The organism is Costertonia aggregata (assembly GCF_013402795.1).
Taxonomy (GTDB): domain Bacteria; phylum Bacteroidota; class Bacteroidia; order Flavobacteriales; family Flavobacteriaceae; genus Costertonia; species Costertonia aggregata.
Window position 1 is genome coordinate 1,126,561 of record NZ_CP058595.1, and the last position, 23,466, is coordinate 1,150,026.

Here is a 23,466-nt window from a genome sequence, read left to right on the forward strand (position 1 = left end):
ATGCCGATTTTACATTTAGGATATCTTATTTAAAGTTACTTTGATGGACTTGCTGATCGGGGTCTTGCTCCGGTCCGCAAAATGATTGTACGGTACCAGAACATTGGTCTCAGGAAAATAAGCCGCAAGATTACCTTTGGGTATATTATAAGGGATGACAAGGAAGTTATGGGCAGTCCTCACCGTATTATCGTAGTTACTGCTAATATTCACAACATCCTGTTTTTCAAACTGAAGGCTGTTCATATCCTCCTTATTCATAAAAAGTACCCTTCGCTCATTGTAGATTCCCCGATATCTATCATCCAAACCGTAAATGGTAGTGTTGAACTGGTCGTGCGAACGAACGGTCATCAACATAAATTCATCGGCCTTCAAAGCATGATCCGGAAGTTTGTTGATGGTCAACTGTGCCTTCCCATTGGGCAATTTGCTAAAATCCCGCTCCCGTACATTATTGGGCAAATAATACCCTACCCCTTTGGAACGTTCTTCGGTTTGTTCGAATCCTTTGGCCACTTTGTCGATATACTCCCTAACCAACCCATAGTCATTTCCCAAAGCATTCCAACCCATTACATGTTTGCCTTCAAAATACGTATCGGCCAACGTAGCAATAATTTCAGGTTCGCTCATCAAATTATCCGAAGCCGGTTTCAAAATACCTTTGGACTGGGTAACCCTGCCCATACTGTTCTCGACGGTGAAATTTCGTTGTTTCCCATTTTTCATATCCTTTTCGGAACGTCCGATAGTGGGTAAAATGAGTGCCGTTTTCCCCGTGACCAAATGCGTGCGGTTCAACTTTGTACTTACCTGTACCGTAAGCTCACAGTTCTGCAATGCTTTAGCCGTATATTCGGTATCCGAGGCCGCCATTAAAAAATTACCGCCCAAACACATAAACACCTTGGCCTTACCGTCATACATGGCTTTCATGGCCCCGACCGTATCTACACCTTCTTTGGTAGGCGGGTCAAATCCCAAGTGTTTTTTTATTCTTTGGTTAAGCCCTTTATCTACAAAATGCTGAATGCCTACCGAACGATCTCCCTGCACATTACTATGGCCCCGAACGGGACAGGTACCGGCATTTGGTTTTCCCAATGCTCCCTTTAAAAGCAAAAGATTGATATATTCCCGTATATTTTCAACACCGTTCTTATGCTGGGTAAGGCCCATGGCCCAACAAACGATGATTTTATCCTTTTTGGCAAGCAGGTCAACCGTTTCGTTTACTTTTTCTTCGGTTACACCGCACTGGGTCAAAAGTTGAGTTTCATCATAACTTGAGATATCTTTTAGAAGTTCATCATAGCCATCTACGAATTTCTGTATAAACGTATGGTCAAAAACGGTTTTTGTATCGGCATCCAAACGAGCCAGTCGTTTTAAAATCAATTTTACCAAAGCAATATCTTGATTGATGCTTACCTGCAAATGGATATCGGCCATATTCTCTCCCCCGCCCAAAACCCCTTTGATATTTTGCGGATTCCTAAAATTGACCAATCCGGTTTCTTCCAATGGGTTTATACTGATGACCTTGCCACCATTACGCTTGCATTTCTCCAATGCCGATAACATCCTGGGATGGTTTGTTCCCGGGTTTTGCCCCGCCACAATGACCACTTCGGCTTCGTATAAATCCTCTAACTTTGCAGAGCCTTTGCCAATACCTAAGGTCTCACCGAGTGCCACCCCGCTGCTCTCATGGCACATATTGGAACAATCGGGCATATTATTGGTACCGAAGGCCCGTGCGAACATTCCATATAAAAAGGCTGCCTCATTGCTTGATCGGCCCGAAGTGTAAAAAATAGCTTCATCGGGAGAATCCAATTTTTTGAGCTCTTCGGAAATCAACTCAAATGCATCTTGCCAAGAAATAGGTTCATACCTTACACTATTGGGCTTGAGAACCATTGGCGCTATCAACCTTCCGAATTTGTTAAGCTCATAATCGGTAAGCAAAGAGAGTTCCTCTACGGAATGTTTTTGAAAAAAGTCCTTTCCTATATTTTGGGTCGTGGCTTCATCTGCCAAGGCTTTTGCGCCATTTTCGCAATATTCTGCAATTTTAGAAGGTTTTTCGGGGTCTGGCCAAGCGCAGCTAGGACAATCAAAACCATCTTTTTGATTCATTTCCAGCAAGGCCTTCATAGAGCGTACAATCCCCATTTCCTTAAATCCGTGCCGTAAAGCCTCTTTTACTCCCAGCATTCCTGCGGCATGGGTAACGGGGTCTTTCAATCGTAAATCCATCAATTTCTCGGAACCACGAACAGATACTTTTCTTTTAAACTCCTTTTGCATACTTAAAGGTAAAGTTTATTTGGAAAACTTGGGTACTTCGCTTGTATGAAGAATCATCTACTTCCAAATTCATAAAAAATCAAAATAACACGATACACCACATAATTTTACGTGTTCACATCAATTATTTTATGCGGCATATTCTAAATGGTATGTTTATATCGTAACAATCAACCAAAAGTAATTTTTTCATTTTCATATAGTGTTCTCGTAAAAGAGTCCTGTTCTAAAGACAGGGCTCTTTTTAGTTAGCGGCAATGTGCTTTTGCTTTTTATGGAATGGGGGGGGTGAGCCAATTTTTCCAAATAACATCATCTTAAATAATCACACCTTGCGAAGACCATGAAATTTCATTTTTTCAGAAAAACGGATATTTATATTTTACCATTCGGCATAGATAAAAATTAGGTATTTTTATACCATGTTCGCACTTGTTGATTGTAACAACTTTTATGCCTCTTGTGAGCGGGCTTTTCAGCCTTGGCTCAACAACAGGCCTGTTGCAATTTTGTCCAATAACGACGGGTGCTTTATCTCTAGAAGCAGTGAAGCCAAGGCACTGGGCCTGCCCATGGCGGCTCCGGAATTCAAGTACAGGAATTTTTGCAAGGAAAAGGGCATAGCGGTTCTTTCCTCCAATTACCCGTTGTACGGCGATATGAGCAGTAGGGTAATGAATATTTTAGGGACTTTTACCCCGGATATGGAGGTTTACAGTATCGACGAGGCTTTTTTAAAGTTCGATGGTTTCCAAGATTATGATTTCAACACGTATGGAAAAGAAATACAATACAAGGTAGAAAAATGCACGGGAATTCCTATAAGTATTGGTTTGGCCCCCACGAAAGCCTTGTCCAAAGTAGCCAACAAAATCGGTAAAAAGTTCAAGGAAAAAACAGGTGGGGTCTTTGTCATTGATTCTGAGGAAAGTCGAATAAAAGCCTTAAAATGGACCAAAATCGAAACTGTTTGGGGCATAGGCCGTGGTAATTTAAAACGATTACAGTCCCAAAACGTAAAAACCGCTTATGATTTCACCCAACTTACTGACGAGTGGACCAAAAAACAAATGGGAATAATCGGTCTTCGATTAAAGAAAGATTTAGAGGGCAAGCCAACTTTAGGTTTGGATGATGATACCCGCGATAAAAAGGCCATTGCCACTACCCGCAGCTTTGAAAGCACCTATTCCGATATTGACAATATTCAAGAGCGCATATCTACCTTTGCAGGGAGTTGCGCCGAAAAACTGCGCGCACAAAAAAGCAGTTGCAATATGGTACTGGTTTTTCTACGGAGTGATAAACACAAAAAAAATGACCTTCAAGACAGGAGCAGCACTTACGTGACATTGCCTTTTGCCACAGATTCAAGTTTGACCATAACCAACCATGCCGTACAGGCGGTTACATCTATCTACAAAAAGGGAATCAAATACAAAAAAGCAGGGGTCATCGTCACAGGATTGGTGCCGACCAATGCCAGGCAATTGGACTTGTTTCGCCGTGAAAATCCCAAACATGGGGAATTGATGAAAGTTATGGATAAAATAAACCACAAATACTTCAATAAAATAAAAATAGGAAACCAAGACCTACAGCGTACTTGGAAAATGCGCCAAGAACACCTATCCCCAAAATACACGACCAATATCAATGATGTTATAAAAGTGAAATAAGGTTGAAGTCAATATGGCCAAAAAATTCTTAAACACGACAAAACAATAATTTGGTATAGCCCCCAAGGTCATATTTTTGTGCCAAGCAGGCCAAAGTTTGGCGATTAAAAAGCAAGATAGATACATGAAAAAGAAAATCAATACTGAGCCTTTGCAATTTTTTGTGCCAAATACCCAAGGAAAAACGCAAGTTGCCTTTATCAATAGCGGTATTTCTGCCGGATTCCCTTCCCCGGCAGATGACTTTAAAGAAACCCGCATTAGCCTTGACAAAACCTTGATAAAAAACGAGGAAGCTACTTTTTACGCACGAGTTGAAGGTAAATCAATGATAGGTGCCGGTCTGGACGATGGTGACCTACTGGTCATTGATCGCAGCCTAGAGCCAGAACATGATAAGATAGCCGTGTGTTTTATTGACGGTGAGTTTACCGTAAAAAGATTAAAGGTAGAAAAAGATGCCGTTTACCTTATGCCAGAAAATAAATCCTACAAGCCTATAAAGGTTACCCAAGAGAACAATTTATTGATTTGGGGCATAGTGACCTATGTCATAAAATCAGTTTAGCAACAAGCTATTGCAGGCTTTTGAATTGTGGTCATGGCAATTAGATGGATGCTAGAACCGTAACGCAACACCGGGAACAATGAAGCAATAAGGGACTGCCATAATACGTTAGAGTTAGGTATAATGATCCTAATTGATCAGAAAACAATTCGTTTTTTAGTTAGCCATACCCATGAGAGTTCTATTTCTTTTATTTTTTTGCTTGTTTTTTGGGTCAATGCGTCCTCAGAACAGTTCATCTGACAAAAAATCGGTAATCGTTATTACGCAACCCAATCAAAATACGGTTTGGACCATTCCCGAACGGGTAAAATTAGAGTGGAGCACCATTGCCATTGATTCAACAAAATTCATTCGGTTTTTTTTGGTGAGGGATGAAATGGTCGTGCAAGAGTTGGGCTCCTTTAGAAACATCCAGTCAAAAAACGGAATAAGGCTTGCAAAAAATATAGGCTCGGGAAATAGGTATCAGGTAGTGGGCATGGAACTTTTTCCGGACGATAAATACCAAGTAGCAAAATTTGTAACTCCCTATTTCGCTATCGCCAATCCCGAATCTGATGAAAGAAAAAGAAAACAAGAACTTGCCAACACGAATATTTTCGTTAAAAATGACAAAAGACCCAAAGGCAGTAAAGAACAAATGGTCAAAAACGATGTAGCTACCCAAAATGAAGAGAAAGAGATAAAAACCTACACGCGACAAGAGTTTGAAGGCAGAAAGATTTCGTACACCAAAGAACTGATATTTGACAGTGAAAATATTATGGTAAAGATTTGGGACCATGGCCGGGAAGACGGGGATATTGTATCTATATATTTAAATGGTGTCTCTGTTGTTTCAAAACATTATCTGACCTATGCAAAGAAAGCGTTTGATATAAAATTGAATCCCAATAAGGCCAACGACCTCTTTTTATTTGCCCATAATTTGGGCAGCTCCCCCCCAAATACCGTTTCGGTCGAGATAACGGACGGTAATACATCTGAAAAAATAATCTTGAATTCCGACCTGCAAAGTTGTGAAGCTGTTTTGATAAGTGTCAAAAAATAGAAATATTTTTTTTCCCTCTAAGTGTAGCAGATTATCCGTATTTTGATAAAAACTTGTTAAGTATTTTGCAATGTATTTGCCACTAGCGTAGCCGTTCAATTTTTTTCAAAATAAAAAATATCGAACCCCTGGCCTTTACTCAGAAAATGCATAACAATAAAGAAGATATTTTGCGTTATGGACGAATTGATCGATATTACTGATGAAAATGGAAATATTTCCGGGAAGACCTGTCCCAAATCCGAAGCGCACCAAAAAGGGTATTGGCACACTAGCATACATGTTTGGCTGTACACAAAAGAGGGCAAACTGCTCATTCAAAAAAGGTCGGATAACAAAGATACATTTCCCAGCCTGTGGGATGTGTCCGTGGCAGGACATATTGGTGCCGGTGAGTCACCTCTTGATGGTGCAAAAAGGGAAGTTTTTGAGGAAATTGGGTTGACCGTATCAGTTGAGGAACTACAAAAAATAGGCACACGTAAAAGCAACCGAAAACACGGTGATACGCTTTTGGACAATGAATTTCAGCATGTGTACATTGCCCAATTAATGACACCCATAGACAAATTGAAGTTACAGGCAGAAGAGGTAGCGGATTTAAAACTTATTTCTATTTCACAACTGAGAAAGGAAGTATACGACCAAATGGAAAAATCGTTGTATGTCCCCTATCCCAAAAAATATCTGGACATGATATTCAATGCGGTTAAAGAGAAAATAACACGAGCATAATAATTTAAGTTGGGCATAAACAATTTATAAATACATAATGACATCATCGCTAAAATTATTGAAATGGTAAAGACTTCATCTGCGATTCGTTTACTCAAATACATTCTTTTTTGATAATTGTCAATAAAATAGCAGGTTTTGGGCATTATGCATGCTTGTTGTAAAATTTGTCAATCCTTATCTTTCAAATCAATTATCAACGCCAACTTTTAATTCGTGAATACAGTCATAATTGATATTATTAAAGGAGTTAGCAAAATTAGTGATGCAGCAGAAAAGGAATTGGAATCAATGATCAGTTCCAAATTTATTCGTAAAGGAACCTATCTTTTAAAAGAAGGCGAAGTATGCTCGCACATCTATTTTATACATTTCGGTTTCGCCCATCAATTCAAGTGGAAAAAAAAGGATAAAATTTCCAACTTCTTCTGGTCCAACAACGATTTTGTCGCACATATGATATCGTTCTTGACCCAAACTCCTTGTAGGGAGAACATTGAAATACTGGAAGACAGCAAGGTTTATGCTATAAGTTATGTCGATTTGCAGTATATGTACAAAGAATATCCCGAATTCAACCATTTTGGGAGGTTGATGTTGGAAAAATATTTTTTGGAAATGGCCAACTTGGGCGAACTTTCAAAAGTAAGGCCGGCACGCAAAAGGTACGAGATCCTCGCCCAAAAGCAGCCTCACTTGCTACAGCTTGCGACTTCAGGACAAATTGCCTCCTATTTGAACATGTCACAAGAAACTTTAAGTCGAATACGGGCAAAACAAGAATAAAAACCTTCCCTTACGAGGTTCTTACTTAAATAAAGGTATGTTAAGGTCTATCAGCATCTGCCAAGTATCGTATTCCGAAAATCTTTTGATAAAAATCAAAAAATGTATCATTTCATAGAATATCCCAAAGATAACTTACGCAAAAGGTATCTTCAACCGTTATTATTGAAACCGATAAATCAGTAAAAACATGAAAAAAATCAATCAGTTTTTAATCTTATTGATTGGGTTCACGCTACCCTTAAATTCCTGTTCCAAAGACGAATCAGATAACGAAGAAGGAAAAGTAACATTGATAGGCCAATGGGAACTTTCGGAGTTCAAGGTTACCGAAAATGCTTCCAACCCATTATTGCCAGATGCGGAAATAATCCTTAGCGAACTCATCGCAACCAATTGTAAGATTTTGGAATACGATTTCCGGGCCAATGGAGAGGTTTTTTCCGAAAGTACGATTCTTTATATCGGAACAGATCCCGAAAATATTTCATGCCCCTCCGGTGTTTCGGATTCCTTTAGCGGAACCTGGGAACTCAATGGAGATACGCTGATCTTTAACGATGGTCAGGGTACTGAATCCGAAGGTGCCCGAATAAGTCTATCGAAGGATCGTTTGATAATCTACGGGGAAGGATTAAGTGCGGAGAACCTTTCCGGCACCGAATTTGTTCTTACAAGAAAATAGGGACTGTTTTTAGTGTCGATTTTCAATTCGGTCCGCTCAAAAACAATCCGTTTAATTTCGTTTTATGAAAATATTTATAAAGAGATTACCTAGTCGCTTCGGAGTACTATTATTGGCAATCTTCATGATGGGTTGTTTGCCCAAGGCTCCTGGATATCCTTTTCGCCCGGCTTCTGAATTAAAAGGAGAAGCACAAAAACTATCCGATAACTTAGAGGATTACATAAAAAAATGGGCAAAGGGCGAGGTTTCCGCTAGACTACCTGAAAACATATTGCCCAAAGGATATGATACGGAGCGTTTTAAGAATGTGCGTCTCGTTTCTTTTGAGAATATCGACCCTCAAGAACAATGGGTGACCAGAACGGCACACAATATAGATTTCAATAAACTCTATGGCAGTTTTCCAGATCCGCATTGCACCTATTTGCTCGCTCCACTTATTTACGCGCCCTTCGGTTCGGAGATGATAATTGAAGGGGAGTTTCCCTATTGTCGATTTTTTAACATCCAGACATCTCCCCCTTTTGATGGCGAAGGCTACCGCTACGATAAATTTGCCGGAAACGGCGAAGTGGCTATAGTCGATAGTGATATCGTTCCAAAGCCCGGAAATATAAATCCCTTTCTCCCGAACGGAAAACGAATGGCAAAAAACCGTTCGTACAAAGTGACCTATAAAATGGCTATGGGAAATGCCAATACGCTTGACCCCTCACACTCAACGCCTTACAGGGGTGACGGCAATGTAAGATACGGTAGTGCCATTCAAGTACAGGGTCCCTGGGGTATAGACACCAAAAGTGGCCACGGTCGTGGTATTTGGGATTTCGGTGATGTATGGATTCGATATTATGGCATAGACCATGATAAATTTCCCACAGGTGGTGTCTCTTTTCCCAAAATATATTTTCAGCTCAAGACCGGTGAAAAATTTGCGATAATTGCGGATTACGAAGGCTTTATCGAAGCTTCCGAACAGACCATGGCCAACAGAAATATTGGAAACAACGACCCGGCTTCGTACAATGGAAGGGATATTGGTTGGGACAAACAATTTGGCATTTTTCTACAGATTGCAACAGGCGGTGCACGGGCTTTGTACAAAAATACCGAGGCGGATAAAGCATATGTTCGCAACCTGCATAAAGGAATCACGGGCCGTGGAGCGGATATGCCTGCTCCCGCCAGTTTGGAACCCCACGCTACCGGATGCAACTACCATGGGTATCTTACCAATGGGATGAGTATCAAAAAAGGCAAGGTTTATGTGTTGACGGGTAGGATGCCGACCTTCCCTAATACACGTAACGGGGCCCAAACACTTGAACCTGCCCAATGTAGGTACTGGAGCATGACCAGCTACGATGCAAGTTTTCCTTTTTCAAAAGTGGCGGGTCTCGAAAATACGTCTATTATGGATGATGAAATTGTTCTTGATGCCGATAGAAACTATGTGATTGTTTATTCCCGAAAGGAAGACCGACCAAGAAATGCCACTCCAGAAAACGGAGTGACTTGGGTGGACTATGGAGATACCTGTACGCAGGCATTTACGTTGAGATGGGTTTCGGTAGGTCCGGAATGGAGCTTTGACAAAACGCCCAACGAATTAAATCTACCTTGGAAAAGGACCACTTGGAGTGGAAGCCAATATGATAAAAGTATTATAGGAAACAATGATAGAAACGGATTTCTGGGAGCATACCATCCTGTTCGACATTATATGGACAAGAAAAAATTTGAAGATTTAGGAATCAATATTTCCAAAAAATCTCTTCCTGATTGGGAGTAATCGATACAATAAAAACATCTTGCCTTTAAAGACAACAGTTATTTATATGCTTATAAAAACAGTTCTTAAATATTTTAGACAAAAAAAGAAAATATCATTTGTGTTGCATGTCGGGTATTTGAAGTTTGCCATCGCTCAGCAACAAAATTTTATCCGCTAGTTTTTTGGCCTCTGATCGGGAATGGGATACATGTAATACCGTTATTTTCAACCGCTTTTTTAACGACAACAAAAGCTTGTACATATCTTCTTTGGTATCTTCATCCAGCGCACTTAAAGGTTCGTCCAGGCAGAGTATTCCAGGGTAAAAACTAAGTGCCCTGCCCAAGGCGACACGTTGTTTCTCCCCGCCACTGAGGTTGGGAATGCTGCGGGGCAACAAATCTTCCAAATTCAACAACGCTGCCAACTCTGACACTCTTTCCCCTATTTGAGAAGATTTCCATTTACGTATTTTTAATGCAAAACCCATGTTTTGTGCTACCGTCATGTGGTCAAAAAGAGCTCCTTCTTGGGGTACATATCCTATTTCTCGCTGGCCCGGTGGCCATTTTGAAATTTCATGCCCGTTCAACCAGATTTCTCCTTCCTGTATTTTTCTAAGCCCACAAATAGCTTCTAAAATAGTAGTCTTGCCGCAACCCGTCTTTCCCATTAAAATGGCATACTCCCCCTCGTGAATTTTAAAATTGATATCAGTCAGACCAAAACCGCCTTGTTGAATATGAAGGTTTTTACAGTGTATCATGGCAGGTCCGTTTTTTTGTTCCCGAACATGCGTACGATCATGAGAACGGCAAAACCGGATACAATCATGATCAATGACACCGCCACGGCAGCCTCAATGTTTCCTACTGACATTTCCAAAAAAACGGTCGTGGGCAAAACCTCGGTCCGCATACGGGTCGCCCCGGAAAAGATGAGTACAGGGCCAAATTCCCCTATAGCCCTTGCCCAAGCCAGTGAAGCGGCGGTCAATATTCCGTTTTTGGATTGCGGTAACAATATATAAAAGAATGCTTGTTTTTGATTACAGCCCAAGGTTAAACCTACCTGTTCCTGACGATCGCTGATTTGTGTAAAAGTCACTTGCATAGTCCTTACGGCAAACGCGCACGCCACCATAAATTGTGCTAAGACCACACTGTAAATCGTGTAGGTAATACGCATATGCTCTTCGATAAACCTGCCCGGTGCCGTTTGAAAGAGAATCAACAAACTTAGCCCAATGACCAAGGGCGGTAGTATAATCGGGATATCCAAAACCGCATCGATTACCTTTTTGAATCGAAACTCGTACCGTGCCATAAAATACCCTAAGGGCAGTGCGACCAAAACGCTCAAAACCATGGTTATGGTTGCCGTTATCAAACTTAGTTTGATAGCATATTGAATTTCCTGGCTTGCCAAAGCTTCTAAAATGTGGCCCGGGGTTGTATATGAAAAGTCGGCGACCATCATCGCCAGTATTAGAAATACATAGGTAAAAGCGATTACGCCCATGACCCAATAAAAAGGAAGGTTTGATTTTACCTTTAATTTTCCAGCATGTACATATTTGGGCTCGATATCTAATTATTTTGAATTTTTACGACTTTCTGATGGTGCAAACCTTTTGCTTATCGGCCTATAACCTATGGAGTCAAATACTTTTAAACCTTTGTTCATCGCTGCCATGTACATCATGAATTTTAGGGCTTCATCTTTTTTATCCGAAAAATTAAGGACTCCCGCAGTTATGGTACTGGCATATTTTTCAAATTCGGGTATGGGAACGATATCTATTTCATCGTATTGGTTTGCGGTAGCATCCCAAATAACACCTACATCAGCAGTACCCAGTTTAACGGTATTGGCAACTTCATTTACCGTAAACATTTGTACGGTTATATTGTTTTGAAGCATATCCCAATATCCTTCTTCCATAAATATTTTTTTGGTCAATCGGCCGATAGAGGCTGCATCCGGATTGGCAATGGCCACCTTTAAACCATTAGTAAAAAGGTCATCAATCTTCATTAGCCCTTTCGGGTTGCCTTTAGCCACTGCAATTACCGGAACAATGTCCGCTAGAGATTGTGTTTTGCCCACCAAATCCTGTACAATGGCCTCGTGTACGTAACTCTCATCCGCAGCAATATACAAATCCCCTTGGTTGGCCACCCTTAAATTTGAAAGTAAGGTTCCCGACCCGCCGTACTGTACATCTACACGAATTCCATACTCTTTTTTATATTTTTTTGCGATTTGTCCCAAAACCGGTTCCATATTAGCGGCACAATAAACAAAAATTGAACGTTCATTTTTTTTTGGCGTACAACCCAACATAAAAATGACAACTACACAAACGCAAATTGTAAACACTTTAATAAAACCCATTCGTACTAAATAAATATAAAATCAATAGCGTTCCATTTCATTGTCTATTTCTTCCGCATACCGATCAATGCCGCCCATAAGGTTAAAGACATTGGTATACCCCTTTCGCATAAGTGATTTTACGACCCTTTCGCTCCTACCGCCACGGTGACAAAACACTACAACTTTTTTGTCTTTGGGAATCATTGAAATCTTCATCGCAATATCATTAAAAGGCAACAAGACCGCTTTTGAAATATTACATATTTGATGTTCAAAAGGTTCCCTTACATCCAATAAAAAAAAATCCGCATCCTCATGAAGCAAGTTAGAAAGTGCTTTCACCGTAATTTGATTTACCACATCATTACGATCTACTTTCAGCGTATCGTTTTTTTGAACAGGGTTACAAAATACCTCATAGTCCAAAAGTTCGGTTATCGATGGGTTTTCTCCACACATCGGACAATCTGGGTTTGGCTTTAGTTTTAGCTCATCAAACTTCATATCAAAAGCATCGTATAGAAGTAATCTTCCTGTCAATGTGCTACCCTTGCCCAAAATCAATTTTACAACCTCTGTTGCCTGTATTGTACCGATAACACCTGGCAAAACCCCTAAAACACCGGCTTCACCACATGAGGGTATCACCCCTGGCGCTGGCGGGTCGGGATAAAGACACCTGTAGCATGGCCCATTTGTAGCACCAAAAATACTGGCCTGACCTTCAAAACGATATACCGATCCGTATACATTGGGTTTTCCCAACAAAATACAGGCATCATTGACCAAATATCGGGTTTCAAAATTATCGGTACCGTCTGCAACAATATCATAGCCCGAAATAATTTCCATTGCGTTTTGCGTGGTAAGCGGCTCATCGTGCTTTACTATAACAATCTCTGGATTAATATCATGAAGTTTCTCGAATGCAGATTCAATTTTTGACCTTCCAACATCAGCAGTGCCATGAATCGTTTGCCGTTGTAAGTTTGTCATATCTACCGTATCAAAATCTACCAAACCCAATGTACCGATTCCGGCCGCAGCCAAATACATGGCCAAAGGAGAGCCCAAGCCTCCCAAACCTACGACCAAAACCGACGCATTTTTTAGTTTTTGCTGGCCTTCCGCACCAACTTCTGGCAACAATACATGTCTAGAATATCGTTTTAGTTCTTCTTTTGATAGATTTGGAGTCATTTGCTACTATTGTACACTTTATTTCCTATTAAAGCGGGAATGATAATTTCAGTGAAAAATTTGATACGGCATGTCAAAAAATTTCACCCTCTAAATTAAACCCTAAAATACTTCAAAATACTTTAAGCTGGTAAGGGGTTATGTAATCCCAATTTATAGAAAAACCACATTTTCGAGTTTTTTAAAAGCCTTTATCCTATTTTGGACAAAGAATTAGACGAAAAATCTACCGATTAAGAAAATACTATCTTAGATTGCCCAATATTTTTCAACCAACCAACACTAAATGAACCCACAAATAGTTACTTTTCTCATAAAATGTCCTGACAAAAAAGGTATTATTTCCGCTTTGACCGGTTTCTTTTTTAAAGAAGGATTTAACATCATCAGTGCACAACAATACACAAATTCCCTTGAGGGCAAATTTTTTATGCGTATTAGACTGACTTCTGATGATTCGGTCGCCATCAGTAAAAATCAATTGGAAAATAAGTTTTCCGATTTGGCCAAATCATATCAAATCACTTGGAAAGTCGATTATGGCAGTAAAAAGCAAAAGGTAGCTATTCTAGTATCGCATACCAGCCACAACCTATACGATTTATTGTATAGACACCGGGAAGGAGAGCTTAATTGCGATGTACGAATGGTAATAAGCAACCATCAAAAATTGAAATCAGTCGCCGACATGTTCGGAGTACCGTTTCATTATGCTCCGGTTACTGCGGAGACCAAATCCGAACAAGAAAATGAACTTACGCGTTTATTGGATAGCCATAAAATTGACTTGATCGTTATGGCCCGTTATATGCAAATACTATCCGCAGGTTTTATTGACCGTTATCAGGGAAAAATCATAAACATCCACCATTCATTTTTACCGGCATTTCAAGGGGCCAATCCTTATAAAAGAGCCTACGAAAGGGGAGTCAAGCTCATTGGAGCCACAGCGCACTATGCAACAAAAGATTTGGATGAAGGCCCTATTATTGAACAAGGCGTAGAACGGGTAACCCATGAATGCACCCCAGCTTCCTTAAAAAAAATAGGTGCGGATATAGAAACCTTGGTTTTGGCCAAGGCCGTAAATTTTCATTTAAACAACCAAGTCATCGTTGATGGGAACAAGGCCATTGTTTTTCCCGAAACGGGAGAGTGAAATTCTTTAAAAAATAAAATAGGCCTGTAATTTTTGGTAAATCCTATCGATATATTTTACTTTTAGATTTAGGGTTTTAATACTATAGCTAGCATGAGTTTATCCTATTGGGATATCGGTATTGTAATTGCCTACATTATTGGTGTATTGGGTCTTGGCTTTTACCTTTCAAAGAAATCCTCAAAAAATCTAAAGTCCTATTTTTTAGGAGGCAATGAACTCCCTTGGTACTATTTGGGTCTTAGCAATGCCTCCGGAATGTTTGACATTTCGGGTACGATGTGGAGTGTAGGCATCCTTTTTGTCTACGGATTAAAAAGTGCTTGGTTACCATGGCTTTGGCCCGTATGGAACCAAGTTTTCGTATTTGTTTATTTGGCCATTTGGATGCGGCGATCCAATGTCATGACCGGGGCGGAATGGATAACCTTTCGCTTCGGAGATGGTAAAGGGGCAAAGCTTTCCCACATTATAATCGTCATTTTTGCGGTCATTAGCGTACTCGGTTTTATCGCCTATTTTTTTGAGGGAATCGGCAAATATTGCACTTCCATTCTCCCTTGGGATATGGCTTTTGAATTCCTTGGCCATGAAGTTTCTTCGGCCAGAAGTTATGCTTTGATCATTTGCGGGCTAACTTCATTGTATACCGTAAAAGGAGGTATGCATAGTGTGGTCGCAACGGAAGTGATGCAGTTTGTCATCATGACCATAGCTTGCATAGGTGTTGGTATCGTGGCCTACAATATGGTGACCTATGAACAAGTTTCGGAGGTCGTCCCCGAGACCTGGGACCAACTCTGGTTTGGGTGGAATATAAACTTGGATTGGAGCAATTCGGCCTTTCCTCAAGTCAATACTAAAATCGCCTCCGATGGTTTTGATTTGTTCGGCATTCTTTTTTTGCTCATGGTCTTAAAGGGAATATTCGCCTCAATCGCCGGGCCTGTTCCCAGTTACGACATGCAGCGTATTTTGGCGACGAAAACACCGGCAGAAGCAGCTAAAATGAGTTTTTTGACCATTTGTGTACTCTATATTCCCCGCTATTTCATGATTATCGGTTTTGCCGTGTTGGCCTTGGTATATCTTGGCCCGGAACTGACCGCCATGGGCGATAGCATCGATTTTGAACAAGTACTTCCCATGGCCATCAACAAGTTTTTACCCGTTGGCTTAAAGGGGCTTATGTTGGCCGGGTTCTTAGCGGCCTTTATGGGTACGTTTGCCGCTTTTGTGAATTCAGCACCGGCCTATATCGTGAACGACATCTATAAAAAATACATCAATCCTGGTGCACCGGACAGGAAATTAGTGCGGTTGAGCATCATTTCTTCATTGGCCTTGGTAATAGTCGGTATCGTTTTCGGGTTCAATGCCGGGTCGTTGAACACCTTGATTTTATGGTTGAGTTCATCCCTTTATGGAGGCTATGTCGCAGCGAATGTGTTGAAATGGATATGGTGGCGTTTCTCTGGGAACGGTTACTTTTGGGGAATGCTTTTCGGGCTGGTCGCCTCAACGGTAAAGTTTATCTTTTTCCCAAATTATGTAGATATCTTCGTATTTCCCATCATTTTCGCTTTTGCATTTGTAGGCTGTATCATAGGGACATTTATTGAACCTTTGCCCAATCGGGAACAAATCAAGACCTTTTATAAACAAACGAAACCATGGGGTTTTTGGGGCCCCATAAAGAAAGAGGTGATAAAGGAAAATCCAAGTTTCATCCCCAATAAGAATTTTAAACGGGACGGTCTTAACGTAGTGTTGGGCATAATTTGGCAAATGGCCCAAGTGGTCATTCCTATCTATTTTATGTTGCGCCAAAATACCGAAATGATCATGTGGAGCGCAGTATTGATTATAACAAGTGTTTTGTTAAAAAAATACTGGTGGGATAATTTAGAGAAAAAATAAAATGCAGATAACCGGAACTTTTTTGGATGAAATCAGCCATGACATTCCCCATCAGAACTGGGGCACGAAAGAATGGGAAGCCGATTTTGTTCATATGAAAAAAATGGGTATTGATACCGTAATCCTTATTCGTTCGGGGTATCATCAGTTTTTGACGTACCCCTCAAAATATTTGATAAAAAAACATGACTGTTTTTGCCCCCCTATCGATTTGGTCAAACTGTATCTTGAATTGGCCGAAAAACATGAAATGACTTTTTATTTTGGCACTTACGACAGTGGCAAATATTGGGAAACCGGCGATATGCGCCATGAAATCGATATTAATCTGCATGTCATAGAAGAAGTTTATGAAACCTATGGCCACTATAAAAGTTTCGGCGGTTGGTATTTGAGCCTAGAGCTAAGTAGAAAAATAAAGGGTGCCATAGATGCCATTGCAAAGTTGGGAAATCACTGCAAAGCGTTGAGCGGCGGACTACCTGTTTTGATTTCCCCATGGATAGACGGTAAGAAAGCGGTGATGGCCAGTTCCGATAGAATCACGAAAGACAATAATATATCCTTAAAGGAGCACGAGCAGGAATGGGGTGAGATTTTTGATGGCATTAAAAACAGTATTGATATTGTCGCTTTTCAAGATGGCCACGTAGGATACAATGAGTTGGAGGATTATTTACGATTGAACAAATCCCTCGCCGACACATACGGATTACGCTCATGGACGAACTCCGAATCGTTTGATCGCGATATGCCCATTAAATTTTTACCCATAAAATGGGAAAAACTTTTGTTCAAATTAGAAGCTGCAAAAAGAGCTGGGTGCGAAAAAGCGATTACGTTCGAGTTCTCGCATTTTATGAGTCCACAATCGGCATACACACAAGCTGGACATTTATTCAATAGATATATAGAGTACTTTTCGAAATGAAAAAATATGCGGAAATCTACAAAAACGAACTCCTGAACGAAGTCGTCCCCTTTTGGGAAAAACATGCTCTGGACAAAGAATTTGGTGGATATTTTACCTGTTTGAACGAAAAGGGTGAAATTTACGATACCGATAAGTTTACTTGGCTTCAGGCCCGGCAAATATGGATGTTTTCAACGCTTTACCAATCGGTGCAAAATAAAGAAACGTGGAAGGATATTGCGGTTTTGGGTGCAGACTTCTTGGAAAAATACGGCCGAGACCCAAATGGTGATTGGTACTTTTCACTTACTCAAAATGGCCGGCCCCTTGTGCAACCCTACAATATTTTCTCCGATTGTTTTGCAGCAATGGCGTTTGGCAAATTATATGAAATCGAACCAAAGGAACGCTATGCCCAAATTGCAAAGGCAACTTTTGAGAATATTTTGAGTAGACAGCATAATCCAAAAGGGAGATATAGTAAAATATATCGTGGTACACGAAATCTTCAGAATTTTGCATTACCCATGATTTTGTGCAATCTTGCTTTGGAACTGGAACCGCTTTTAGGAGCTCATAAAGTTTCCGAAGTAACCGATTCGGTCATCCATTTGGTGATGAACACGTTTTATGATGGGGAAAGTGGCCTAATACTCGAAAATGTTTCAGATAAAGGGGAGTTCGTGAATAGTTTTGAGGGCCGTCTCTTAAATCCCGGTCACGCCATTGAAGCGATGTGGTTTATCATGAATTTGGGTATCCGAAAGAAAGATACCGCATTGATTGAAAATGTAGAGAGAATAATGTTTCAACAGCTTGAACATGGTTGGGATGAAAAATATGGTGGTATTTTCTATTTTATGGATATCAAAGGGCATCCCCCACAACAATTGGAACATGACCAAAAACTGTGGTGGGTGCATTTGGAAACCTTGGTGGCCTTGGGAAAAACCTACGCCCATAACCAAAACCCCAAAGCGGCGGCATGGTTCAAAAAAGTGCACGAGTACACCTGGAACCATTTCAGAGACACGAAAAACGGAGGGGAATGGTTCGGTTACTTGAACAGACAGGGCGATGTTGCGCTAAATCTTAAAGGAGGTAAATGGAAAGGGTGTTTTCATGTACCAAGGGCATTGATGGAAGTGTGGAAAGCATTGGAAAAAACAGATTTATGAAAAAATTATATTTCTTTTCTTTAGCGTTTTTAATGGTTTATTACACCGCAGCCCAAAAAAAAGTGGATGTCTTGATCATAGGTGGCGGAGCTGGTGGAACATCGGCAGGAATCCAAGCCTCACGAATGGGCGCGAGGGTTCAAATCATAGAAGCTACACCATGGTTGGGAGGAATGTTGACTTCGGCAGGGGTGTCGGCCATTGACGGCAATCATCAAATGCCATCCGGAATTTGGGGCGAGTTCCGTCAAAAACTACGAAATCATTACGGCGGCGCAAATGCCTTGGCCACGGGTTGGGTAAGCCATACACTTTTTGAACCTTCGGTAGGGAATAAAATCCTTCAGGAAATGGCGACTATTCCCAATTTGGATATTGCCCTTAATGCTGTTTACACCAAGATACAAGAGAAAGATAAGGGTTGGCATGTTTCCTATGAGCAAAATGGGAAAACCTACTCCACAGCATCCAGAATTTTGATAGATGCTACCGAAATAGGGGAACTGTTGCCGATCGTAGGTGCCGATTTTCGATTGGGAATGGATTCCAAGAAAGATACGGGGGAGCACGAAGCCCCCAAAGAGGCAAATTCAATCGTTCAAGATATGACCTATGTTTTGATACTTGAGGATGTGTCAACAGGTTCCGGCATTCGCCGAAAAGACAAAAGAGGTTTGGTGAAAAAACCAAAAAGCTACGATTCAAAAGCCTATGAATGTGCCTGCAAACGTGAAGATGGCGAAATGTTCGGGGGAGTTTCCAATTGCCAACAAATGCTGGACTATGGTAAATTACCCAACAATAAATATATGATAAACTGGCCCAATTGTGGCAATGATTATTATTTGGATTGGCCCAACATGACCGTCGACGAGCGCCGGGAAAAATTGCAGGAGGCCAAAGCCTTTACACAGGGTTTTGTCTATTACATCCAAAACGAACTCGGGTTCAAAAACTTAAGGGTAGCCGAAGAGTTTCCCACGGAAGATAATTTTCCCATGTTACCCTATGACCGTGAAGCGAGACGGGCAAAAGGGAAGGTATTTTTGACCGTTGACCATCTGGAGCGACCCTATGATTTTGACTTTTATAGAACGGGAATAGCCGTTGGCGATTACCCTATTGACCATCATCACGACAAAAATCCCAAGGCACCAAAAATTGATTTTATACATATTAAAGTCCCAAGTTATAACGTACCATTGGGCAGTTTGATTCCTGAAAAAACAAAGAACTTTATCGTTGCGGAAAAGAATATAAGTGTATCCAATATTGTTAACGGTGCAACCAGGCTACAGCCCGTTGTCCTGGGTATAGGTCAAGCGGCGGGAACATTGGCGGCGATTTCAATTCATGAGGGAAAAGACCCCTCCCAAGTATCAATACGAGACGTGCAAAACGCTTTGTTGGAAAGTAAAGCCTACATAATGCCCTTTAAAGATGTCACAAAAGAAGATGTTGCGTTTAAATCCGTTCAACGCGTTGGAGCCACAGGCATATTAAAAGCCTATGGCGTACCTTATAAATGGGCCAATGAGACGTGGTTTTATCCTGAACGTACGGTGTCGGAATATGAGCTTAAGCAAGGCCTTATCAATTATTACCCAAAGCTTGCTGCCATGCACGCATCGGGTCAAGATGTTACGCTTTCCTATTTTAAAAAGCTGGTAGAATTTATATGGCCCGACTACGATGTAGCACAAATTGAGACTCATTGGGACCAGTGGAACATAAAGGCACCCCCAGCCAAAAAAGCATTGAATAGAAGAACCGTTAGTTTGCTTATTGATGCTGTTTTGAATCCATTCGAAATTGAAATCGATTACGAGGGAAAAATAAAATCCAAGTAGGGTACGGGCGTTTAGAGGGCGTTCAAAATAAAAAGCCCAAGATATATATCTTGGGCTTTTTTGTACTCGAGGTGGGAATCGAACCCACACATCTTGCGATACTGGATTTTGAATCCAGCGTATTTGATGGTAAATTTAGCTAAATATACTTATAATCAACTGATTAATAAATATTTAATATTAATTGATTTCATTTAATATGATTTAAAATCAATAAATGTTGTACCTATGTTGTACCAAAATTGATTATCTTTATAATCTAAAATTCAATGGTATGGCCTCAAATGCAAAAGTAGTTATAAGAAAGAAACCAAATAAAGAAGGGCTTTATCCTTTGGCAATCCGCATAACCAAGAACCGTCGCTCAACATATCACTATGTTGGTCATTACATAGATTTAAAAGATTGGGATGAGAAGAACTTACGTGTTAGGAAATCCCATACTAATGCTAACAGATTAAATAATTTGATTTCCACCAAGCTATTAGAGGCCAATAAAACACTAATAGATTTACAGTCAGATAAAAAAGATTTCTCTGCAAATCAAATAAAAGAAGCACTCTATTCAGAGTCAAAATCGAGTACTTTTTATGAAGTTGCAAGAGATTTTCTTTCCGAACTTGAATCCAATAAAAAGCTCTCTCAACTGTCTACCGATAAGGCTCGTGTTAACCACGTAATAAACTTTAATAAGTCAAAGCAGTTGACCTTTCAAGAAATAGACGAAGCCTTTTTGAGAAAATTTAAGATTTATTTGAAAAAATTAAATCTCTCTGAAAGGTCGATAGTTAATAATCTTGTTGTTATAAGAACAATATACAACAGAGCGATAAAAATGGGTGTTGTTGATAGAAAATTTTATCCATTTGGCTCAGGTAAGATTAGGATAAAATTCCCTGAAACTGAAAAAATAGGATTGACCAAGAAAGAAATAAAGTCGTTTGAATCTGCTAAAAATCTTACTGAAAATGAAACTCACGCACGAAACGTATGGTTATTCAGTTTCTATTTTGCAGGTATCAGAGCTGCCGATTTGCTGAAAATTAGATGGTCAGATATTTATGATGATAGACTTCACTACCGTATGAATAAAAATTCCAAATTACTATCTCTCAAAATACCAGAAAAAGTCTTCCCTATATTGGAATATTACAAATCTGAAAAACGGGACAATGACGATTTCGTTTTTCCCGAAATGAAAAAGGCAGATTTAAAAGATGCGAAAGATGTCTATGCCAAGACCAAAACGGCTACTAAAAAGTTCAATAAATATTTGGTTGGGGTCGCCAAGAAAGCAAAAATTACCAAAAAGGTAACTATGCATATAGCTCGACACAGCTTTGGCCATATCTCAGAAGACAAAATTCCTATTAAAATGCTTCAAAAACTTTACAGGCATTCATCCGTTACTACTACAATAAAATATCAAGCCAATTTCATCCATAAAGATGCAGATGATGCTTTGGACAGCGTTGTCAATTTTTAGGCAAATTGTTTACCAGCTGTGAACATCTTAAATAGAAATTTTAACATTTTAGAACTTCATTCTTCTACCTTTACAAGCTAAACTTTTTGCGTATGGTTTTAAAGGTCAAATGGATAGATTTTAAAAATAAAATTGAAGAACAGAAAGCTAAAGGCGAAGCTCTGGTCGAAAAATATAGGTCTTCAAGAACTGAAAATGATTTAGAAAGCCTAAAGGAAGAAAAGCAACGTTGGGAAAATGAGGTCATAGACTATGTAAAAACTTCCTTTGAACCTGAACATACAAACTTTAGATATGAATTCAAAGCCCAAAGAGGTTATAATACTGGCTTGAAATTAGGTATTGACCAAAGGATTAAAAACATAATTCAAGACCTAAAAGATGAAATCAATGGTCTTGACTACTACTTGAAAATGCTATTCATTTCCGATGCAATAATAAGAGCTGAAGAAATTAATTTAGAAGAACGCAAGAATCTTGACACCGAAGGTAGGCTCGACCTCATTCTTAGCAAACTCTATGAGCTTTATGATGACAGATTATATCATTCTATCAAATGGATTCTGGAAGGCAATGGTATAAAGTTGAACAATCACGGCGAAGATTGGGATTATGCCAAAATGCTTGAAAACAGAAATCTTATTGATACTATTACTACAAAAGATACAGGCGCCAGACTTACGCTGGAAGGAAAGTATGCAATAGAACAGTCAAGAAAAGCGCAAGTTACAGACTACACGAAAATTAGTAGTTCTGATGAAGAGTTAAAAGCACTTATTGAGGGTGTTCTAAAAGAAGTCGAAAAATTGGGAATTGGCCAGCAAATCATTTTTGATGAATTTGATGAGCTACGAGATGATATTCCCAAGCTAAGTAAGAAATCTTTCGGGCAATTGTTAAAGTCAAAACTCGGGGATTTAATTGCTGCAAGGGCTTTAAACAAAACACTTGCCAGCGAGATATTCAAGCAATTTACCGACCAAATATTGCCATTCTAATTTATGAAAATACTGGCGAGACTCAAAAAAACAATTAGGACTTTCATTCAAAAAGAACCACCGCCTGAATACGAGGTTACACAATTTGTTATTTCAGATAGACAACCTATTACAGGTGCATCAAAAATTTCATTTTTTGTGAATAATCCTCAGCCTGGTGCAAGCGTGACCAGAACCTTTGAAAATGAAGACGATGTTATTAATTGGTTGATGAGCAATGCCGACTTTAAACATATACTTTTCAAAAATCTATTTTCATCATCCTCTGTCATCCATCATTGTGGCGTGAAAGAACCAATAACAGAACCTAAAAAGAAACCTGGCGACATTGACATCCTTCTTTACAAAGAAGGCAATGAAAGCAATGCAGTTGGCATAGAATGTAAAATAGTAAAATCAGAATCCTTAGAAAATCAACCGCCAAAAATCAACAAGATTACAAGCGTTCAGAAAAAAGGGACAAAGCAAGCAGATGGTTACATAAACATAGGTTTTAGTAGGGTCTTTCTTATGGTCATATTGCTGGACGATGGCAGACACTATAAAAATCCAAATTTCGTCTTTAGAACAACACCAACTGAAGAATTGAAAGAACTGTATGATTTCGACTGGAACACAAAAATGAATACGGAAGTTGGAATAATCTATGCCTATGTCAATCAACTTACATCAAACCATATTAACCAGACGAAAGGTCTGGGTTTAAGGATTGAACGAGAAGCCAAAGAAAGAATTCAATGTGATGGTTTAACTGAGAAAATTAAAAATCTTAATTACTAAGTA

At 39.8% G+C, this 23,466-nt stretch carries 20 protein-coding genes; 15 read left to right on the forward strand and 5 right to left on the reverse strand.

Annotated elements, in window-relative coordinates; genetic code table 11:
• Window positions 1-15: 15 nt before the first annotated feature.
• On the reverse strand, window positions 16-2,316 hold the full coding sequence (locus HYG79_RS05180; RefSeq protein ID WP_179241097.1) for an FdhF/YdeP family oxidoreductase: 2,301 nt from the start codon (window positions 2,314-2,316) through the stop codon (window positions 16-18).
• A gap of 422 nt (window positions 2,317-2,738) precedes the next feature.
• Here HYG79_RS05180 and HYG79_RS05185 point away from each other — a divergent pair, with 422 nt between their 5' ends.
• The 7 genes from HYG79_RS05185 (at window position 2,739) to HYG79_RS05215 (ending at window position 9,618) form a co-directional block, all read left to right on the forward strand.
• The gene (locus tag HYG79_RS05185) at window positions 2,739-3,995 is read left to right on the forward strand and encodes a Y-family DNA polymerase (protein WP_179241098.1); all 1,257 of its coding nucleotides are present in this window, start codon (window positions 2,739-2,741) and stop codon (window positions 3,993-3,995) included.
• A 124-nt stretch (window positions 3,996-4,119) separates the two neighbouring features.
• Window positions 4,120-4,563, forward strand: coding sequence for a LexA family protein (locus tag HYG79_RS05190; RefSeq protein ID WP_179241099.1), 444 nt, complete (start codon window positions 4,120-4,122; stop codon window positions 4,561-4,563).
• 172 nt (window positions 4,564-4,735) lie between these two features.
• Window positions 4,736-5,617, forward strand: a complete 882-nt coding sequence (locus tag HYG79_RS05195) for a hypothetical protein (protein ID WP_179241100.1) — start codon at window positions 4,736-4,738, stop codon at window positions 5,615-5,617.
• 177 nt (window positions 5,618-5,794) lie between these two features.
• A complete protein-coding gene (locus tag HYG79_RS05200; protein WP_179241101.1) occupies window positions 5,795-6,352 on the forward strand; it encodes an NUDIX hydrolase in 558 nt (185 codons plus the stop codon).
• A gap of 216 nt (window positions 6,353-6,568) precedes the next feature.
• Window positions 6,569-7,138, forward strand: coding sequence for a Crp/Fnr family transcriptional regulator (locus tag HYG79_RS05205; RefSeq protein ID WP_179241102.1), 570 nt, complete (start codon window positions 6,569-6,571; stop codon window positions 7,136-7,138).
• Window positions 7,139-7,328: 190 nt separating this feature from the next.
• Window positions 7,329-7,823 carry a lipocalin-like domain-containing protein gene (locus tag HYG79_RS05210; protein WP_179241103.1) on the forward strand — a complete coding sequence of 165 codons (495 nt, stop codon included), beginning with the start codon at window positions 7,329-7,331 and terminating at the stop codon, window positions 7,821-7,823.
• A gap of 64 nt (window positions 7,824-7,887) precedes the next feature.
• Window positions 7,888-9,618, forward strand: a complete 1,731-nt coding sequence (locus HYG79_RS05215) for a hypothetical protein (RefSeq protein ID WP_179241104.1) — start codon at window positions 7,888-7,890, stop codon at window positions 9,616-9,618.
• A 94-nt stretch (window positions 9,619-9,712) separates the two neighbouring features.
• On the opposite strand, the gene HYG79_RS05220 is transcribed toward HYG79_RS05215, so the two are convergent.
• From HYG79_RS05220 to moeB, 4 genes are all read right to left on the reverse strand, one after another.
• On the reverse strand, window positions 9,713-10,366 hold the full coding sequence (locus HYG79_RS05220; protein ID WP_179241105.1) for an ABC transporter ATP-binding protein: 654 nt from the start codon (window positions 10,364-10,366) through the stop codon (window positions 9,713-9,715).
• Window positions 10,363-11,121, reverse strand: a complete 759-nt coding sequence (locus HYG79_RS05225) for an ABC transporter permease (protein WP_179241106.1) — start codon at window positions 11,119-11,121, stop codon at window positions 10,363-10,365. Before HYG79_RS05225 ends, HYG79_RS05220 begins: the two co-directional genes overlap by 4 nt.
• Before the next feature lie 72 nt (window positions 11,122-11,193).
• Window positions 11,194-11,997 carry a molybdate ABC transporter substrate-binding protein gene (gene modA, locus HYG79_RS05230; protein ID WP_317168481.1) on the reverse strand — a complete coding sequence of 268 codons (804 nt, stop codon included), beginning with the start codon at window positions 11,995-11,997 and terminating at the stop codon, window positions 11,194-11,196.
• Window positions 11,998-12,018: 21 nt separating this feature from the next.
• On the reverse strand, window positions 12,019-13,179 hold the full coding sequence (gene moeB / locus HYG79_RS05235; RefSeq protein ID WP_179241108.1) for a molybdopterin-synthase adenylyltransferase MoeB: 1,161 nt from the start codon (window positions 13,177-13,179) through the stop codon (window positions 12,019-12,021).
• 286 nt (window positions 13,180-13,465) lie between these two features.
• Here moeB and purU point away from each other — a divergent pair, with 286 nt between their 5' ends.
• The 8 genes from purU (at window position 13,466) to HYG79_RS05275 (ending at window position 23,463) form a co-directional block, all read left to right on the forward strand.
• On the forward strand, window positions 13,466-14,338 hold the full coding sequence (purU, locus tag HYG79_RS05240) for a formyltetrahydrofolate deformylase (protein WP_179241109.1): 873 nt from the start codon (window positions 13,466-13,468) through the stop codon (window positions 14,336-14,338).
• 93 nt (window positions 14,339-14,431) lie between these two features.
• The gene (locus HYG79_RS05245; RefSeq protein ID WP_179241110.1) at window positions 14,432-16,258 is read left to right on the forward strand and encodes a sodium:solute symporter family protein; all 1,827 of its coding nucleotides are present in this window, start codon (window positions 14,432-14,434) and stop codon (window positions 16,256-16,258) included.
• Window position 16,259: 1 nt separating this feature from the next.
• On the forward strand, window positions 16,260-17,189 hold the full coding sequence (locus tag HYG79_RS05250) for a DUF4434 domain-containing protein (protein WP_179241111.1): 930 nt from the start codon (window positions 16,260-16,262) through the stop codon (window positions 17,187-17,189).
• Entirely contained in the window at window positions 17,186-18,349 is a 1,164-nt protein-coding gene (locus HYG79_RS05255) for an AGE family epimerase/isomerase (RefSeq protein ID WP_179241112.1), read from the forward strand. Before HYG79_RS05250 ends, HYG79_RS05255 begins: the two co-directional genes overlap by 4 nt.
• Entirely contained in the window at window positions 18,346-20,199 is a 1,854-nt protein-coding gene (locus HYG79_RS05260) for an FAD-dependent oxidoreductase (RefSeq protein ID WP_179241113.1), read from the forward strand. The genes HYG79_RS05255 and HYG79_RS05260 overlap by 4 nt, the downstream gene beginning before the upstream one ends.
• A gap of 274 nt (window positions 20,200-20,473) precedes the next feature.
• On the forward strand, window positions 20,474-21,685 hold the full coding sequence (locus HYG79_RS05265; protein WP_133642505.1) for a site-specific integrase: 1,212 nt from the start codon (window positions 20,474-20,476) through the stop codon (window positions 21,683-21,685).
• A gap of 92 nt (window positions 21,686-21,777) precedes the next feature.
• Window positions 21,778-22,683 (forward strand): hypothetical protein, encoded by a 906-nt coding sequence (locus HYG79_RS05270; RefSeq protein ID WP_133642506.1) that lies wholly within the window; start codon window positions 21,778-21,780, stop codon window positions 22,681-22,683.
• 3 nt (window positions 22,684-22,686) lie between these two features.
• Complete coding sequence (locus tag HYG79_RS05275) at window positions 22,687-23,463, forward strand: hypothetical protein (RefSeq protein WP_133642507.1); 777 nt, start codon at window positions 22,687-22,689, stop codon at window positions 23,461-23,463.
• Window positions 23,464-23,466: the final 3 nt, after the last annotated feature.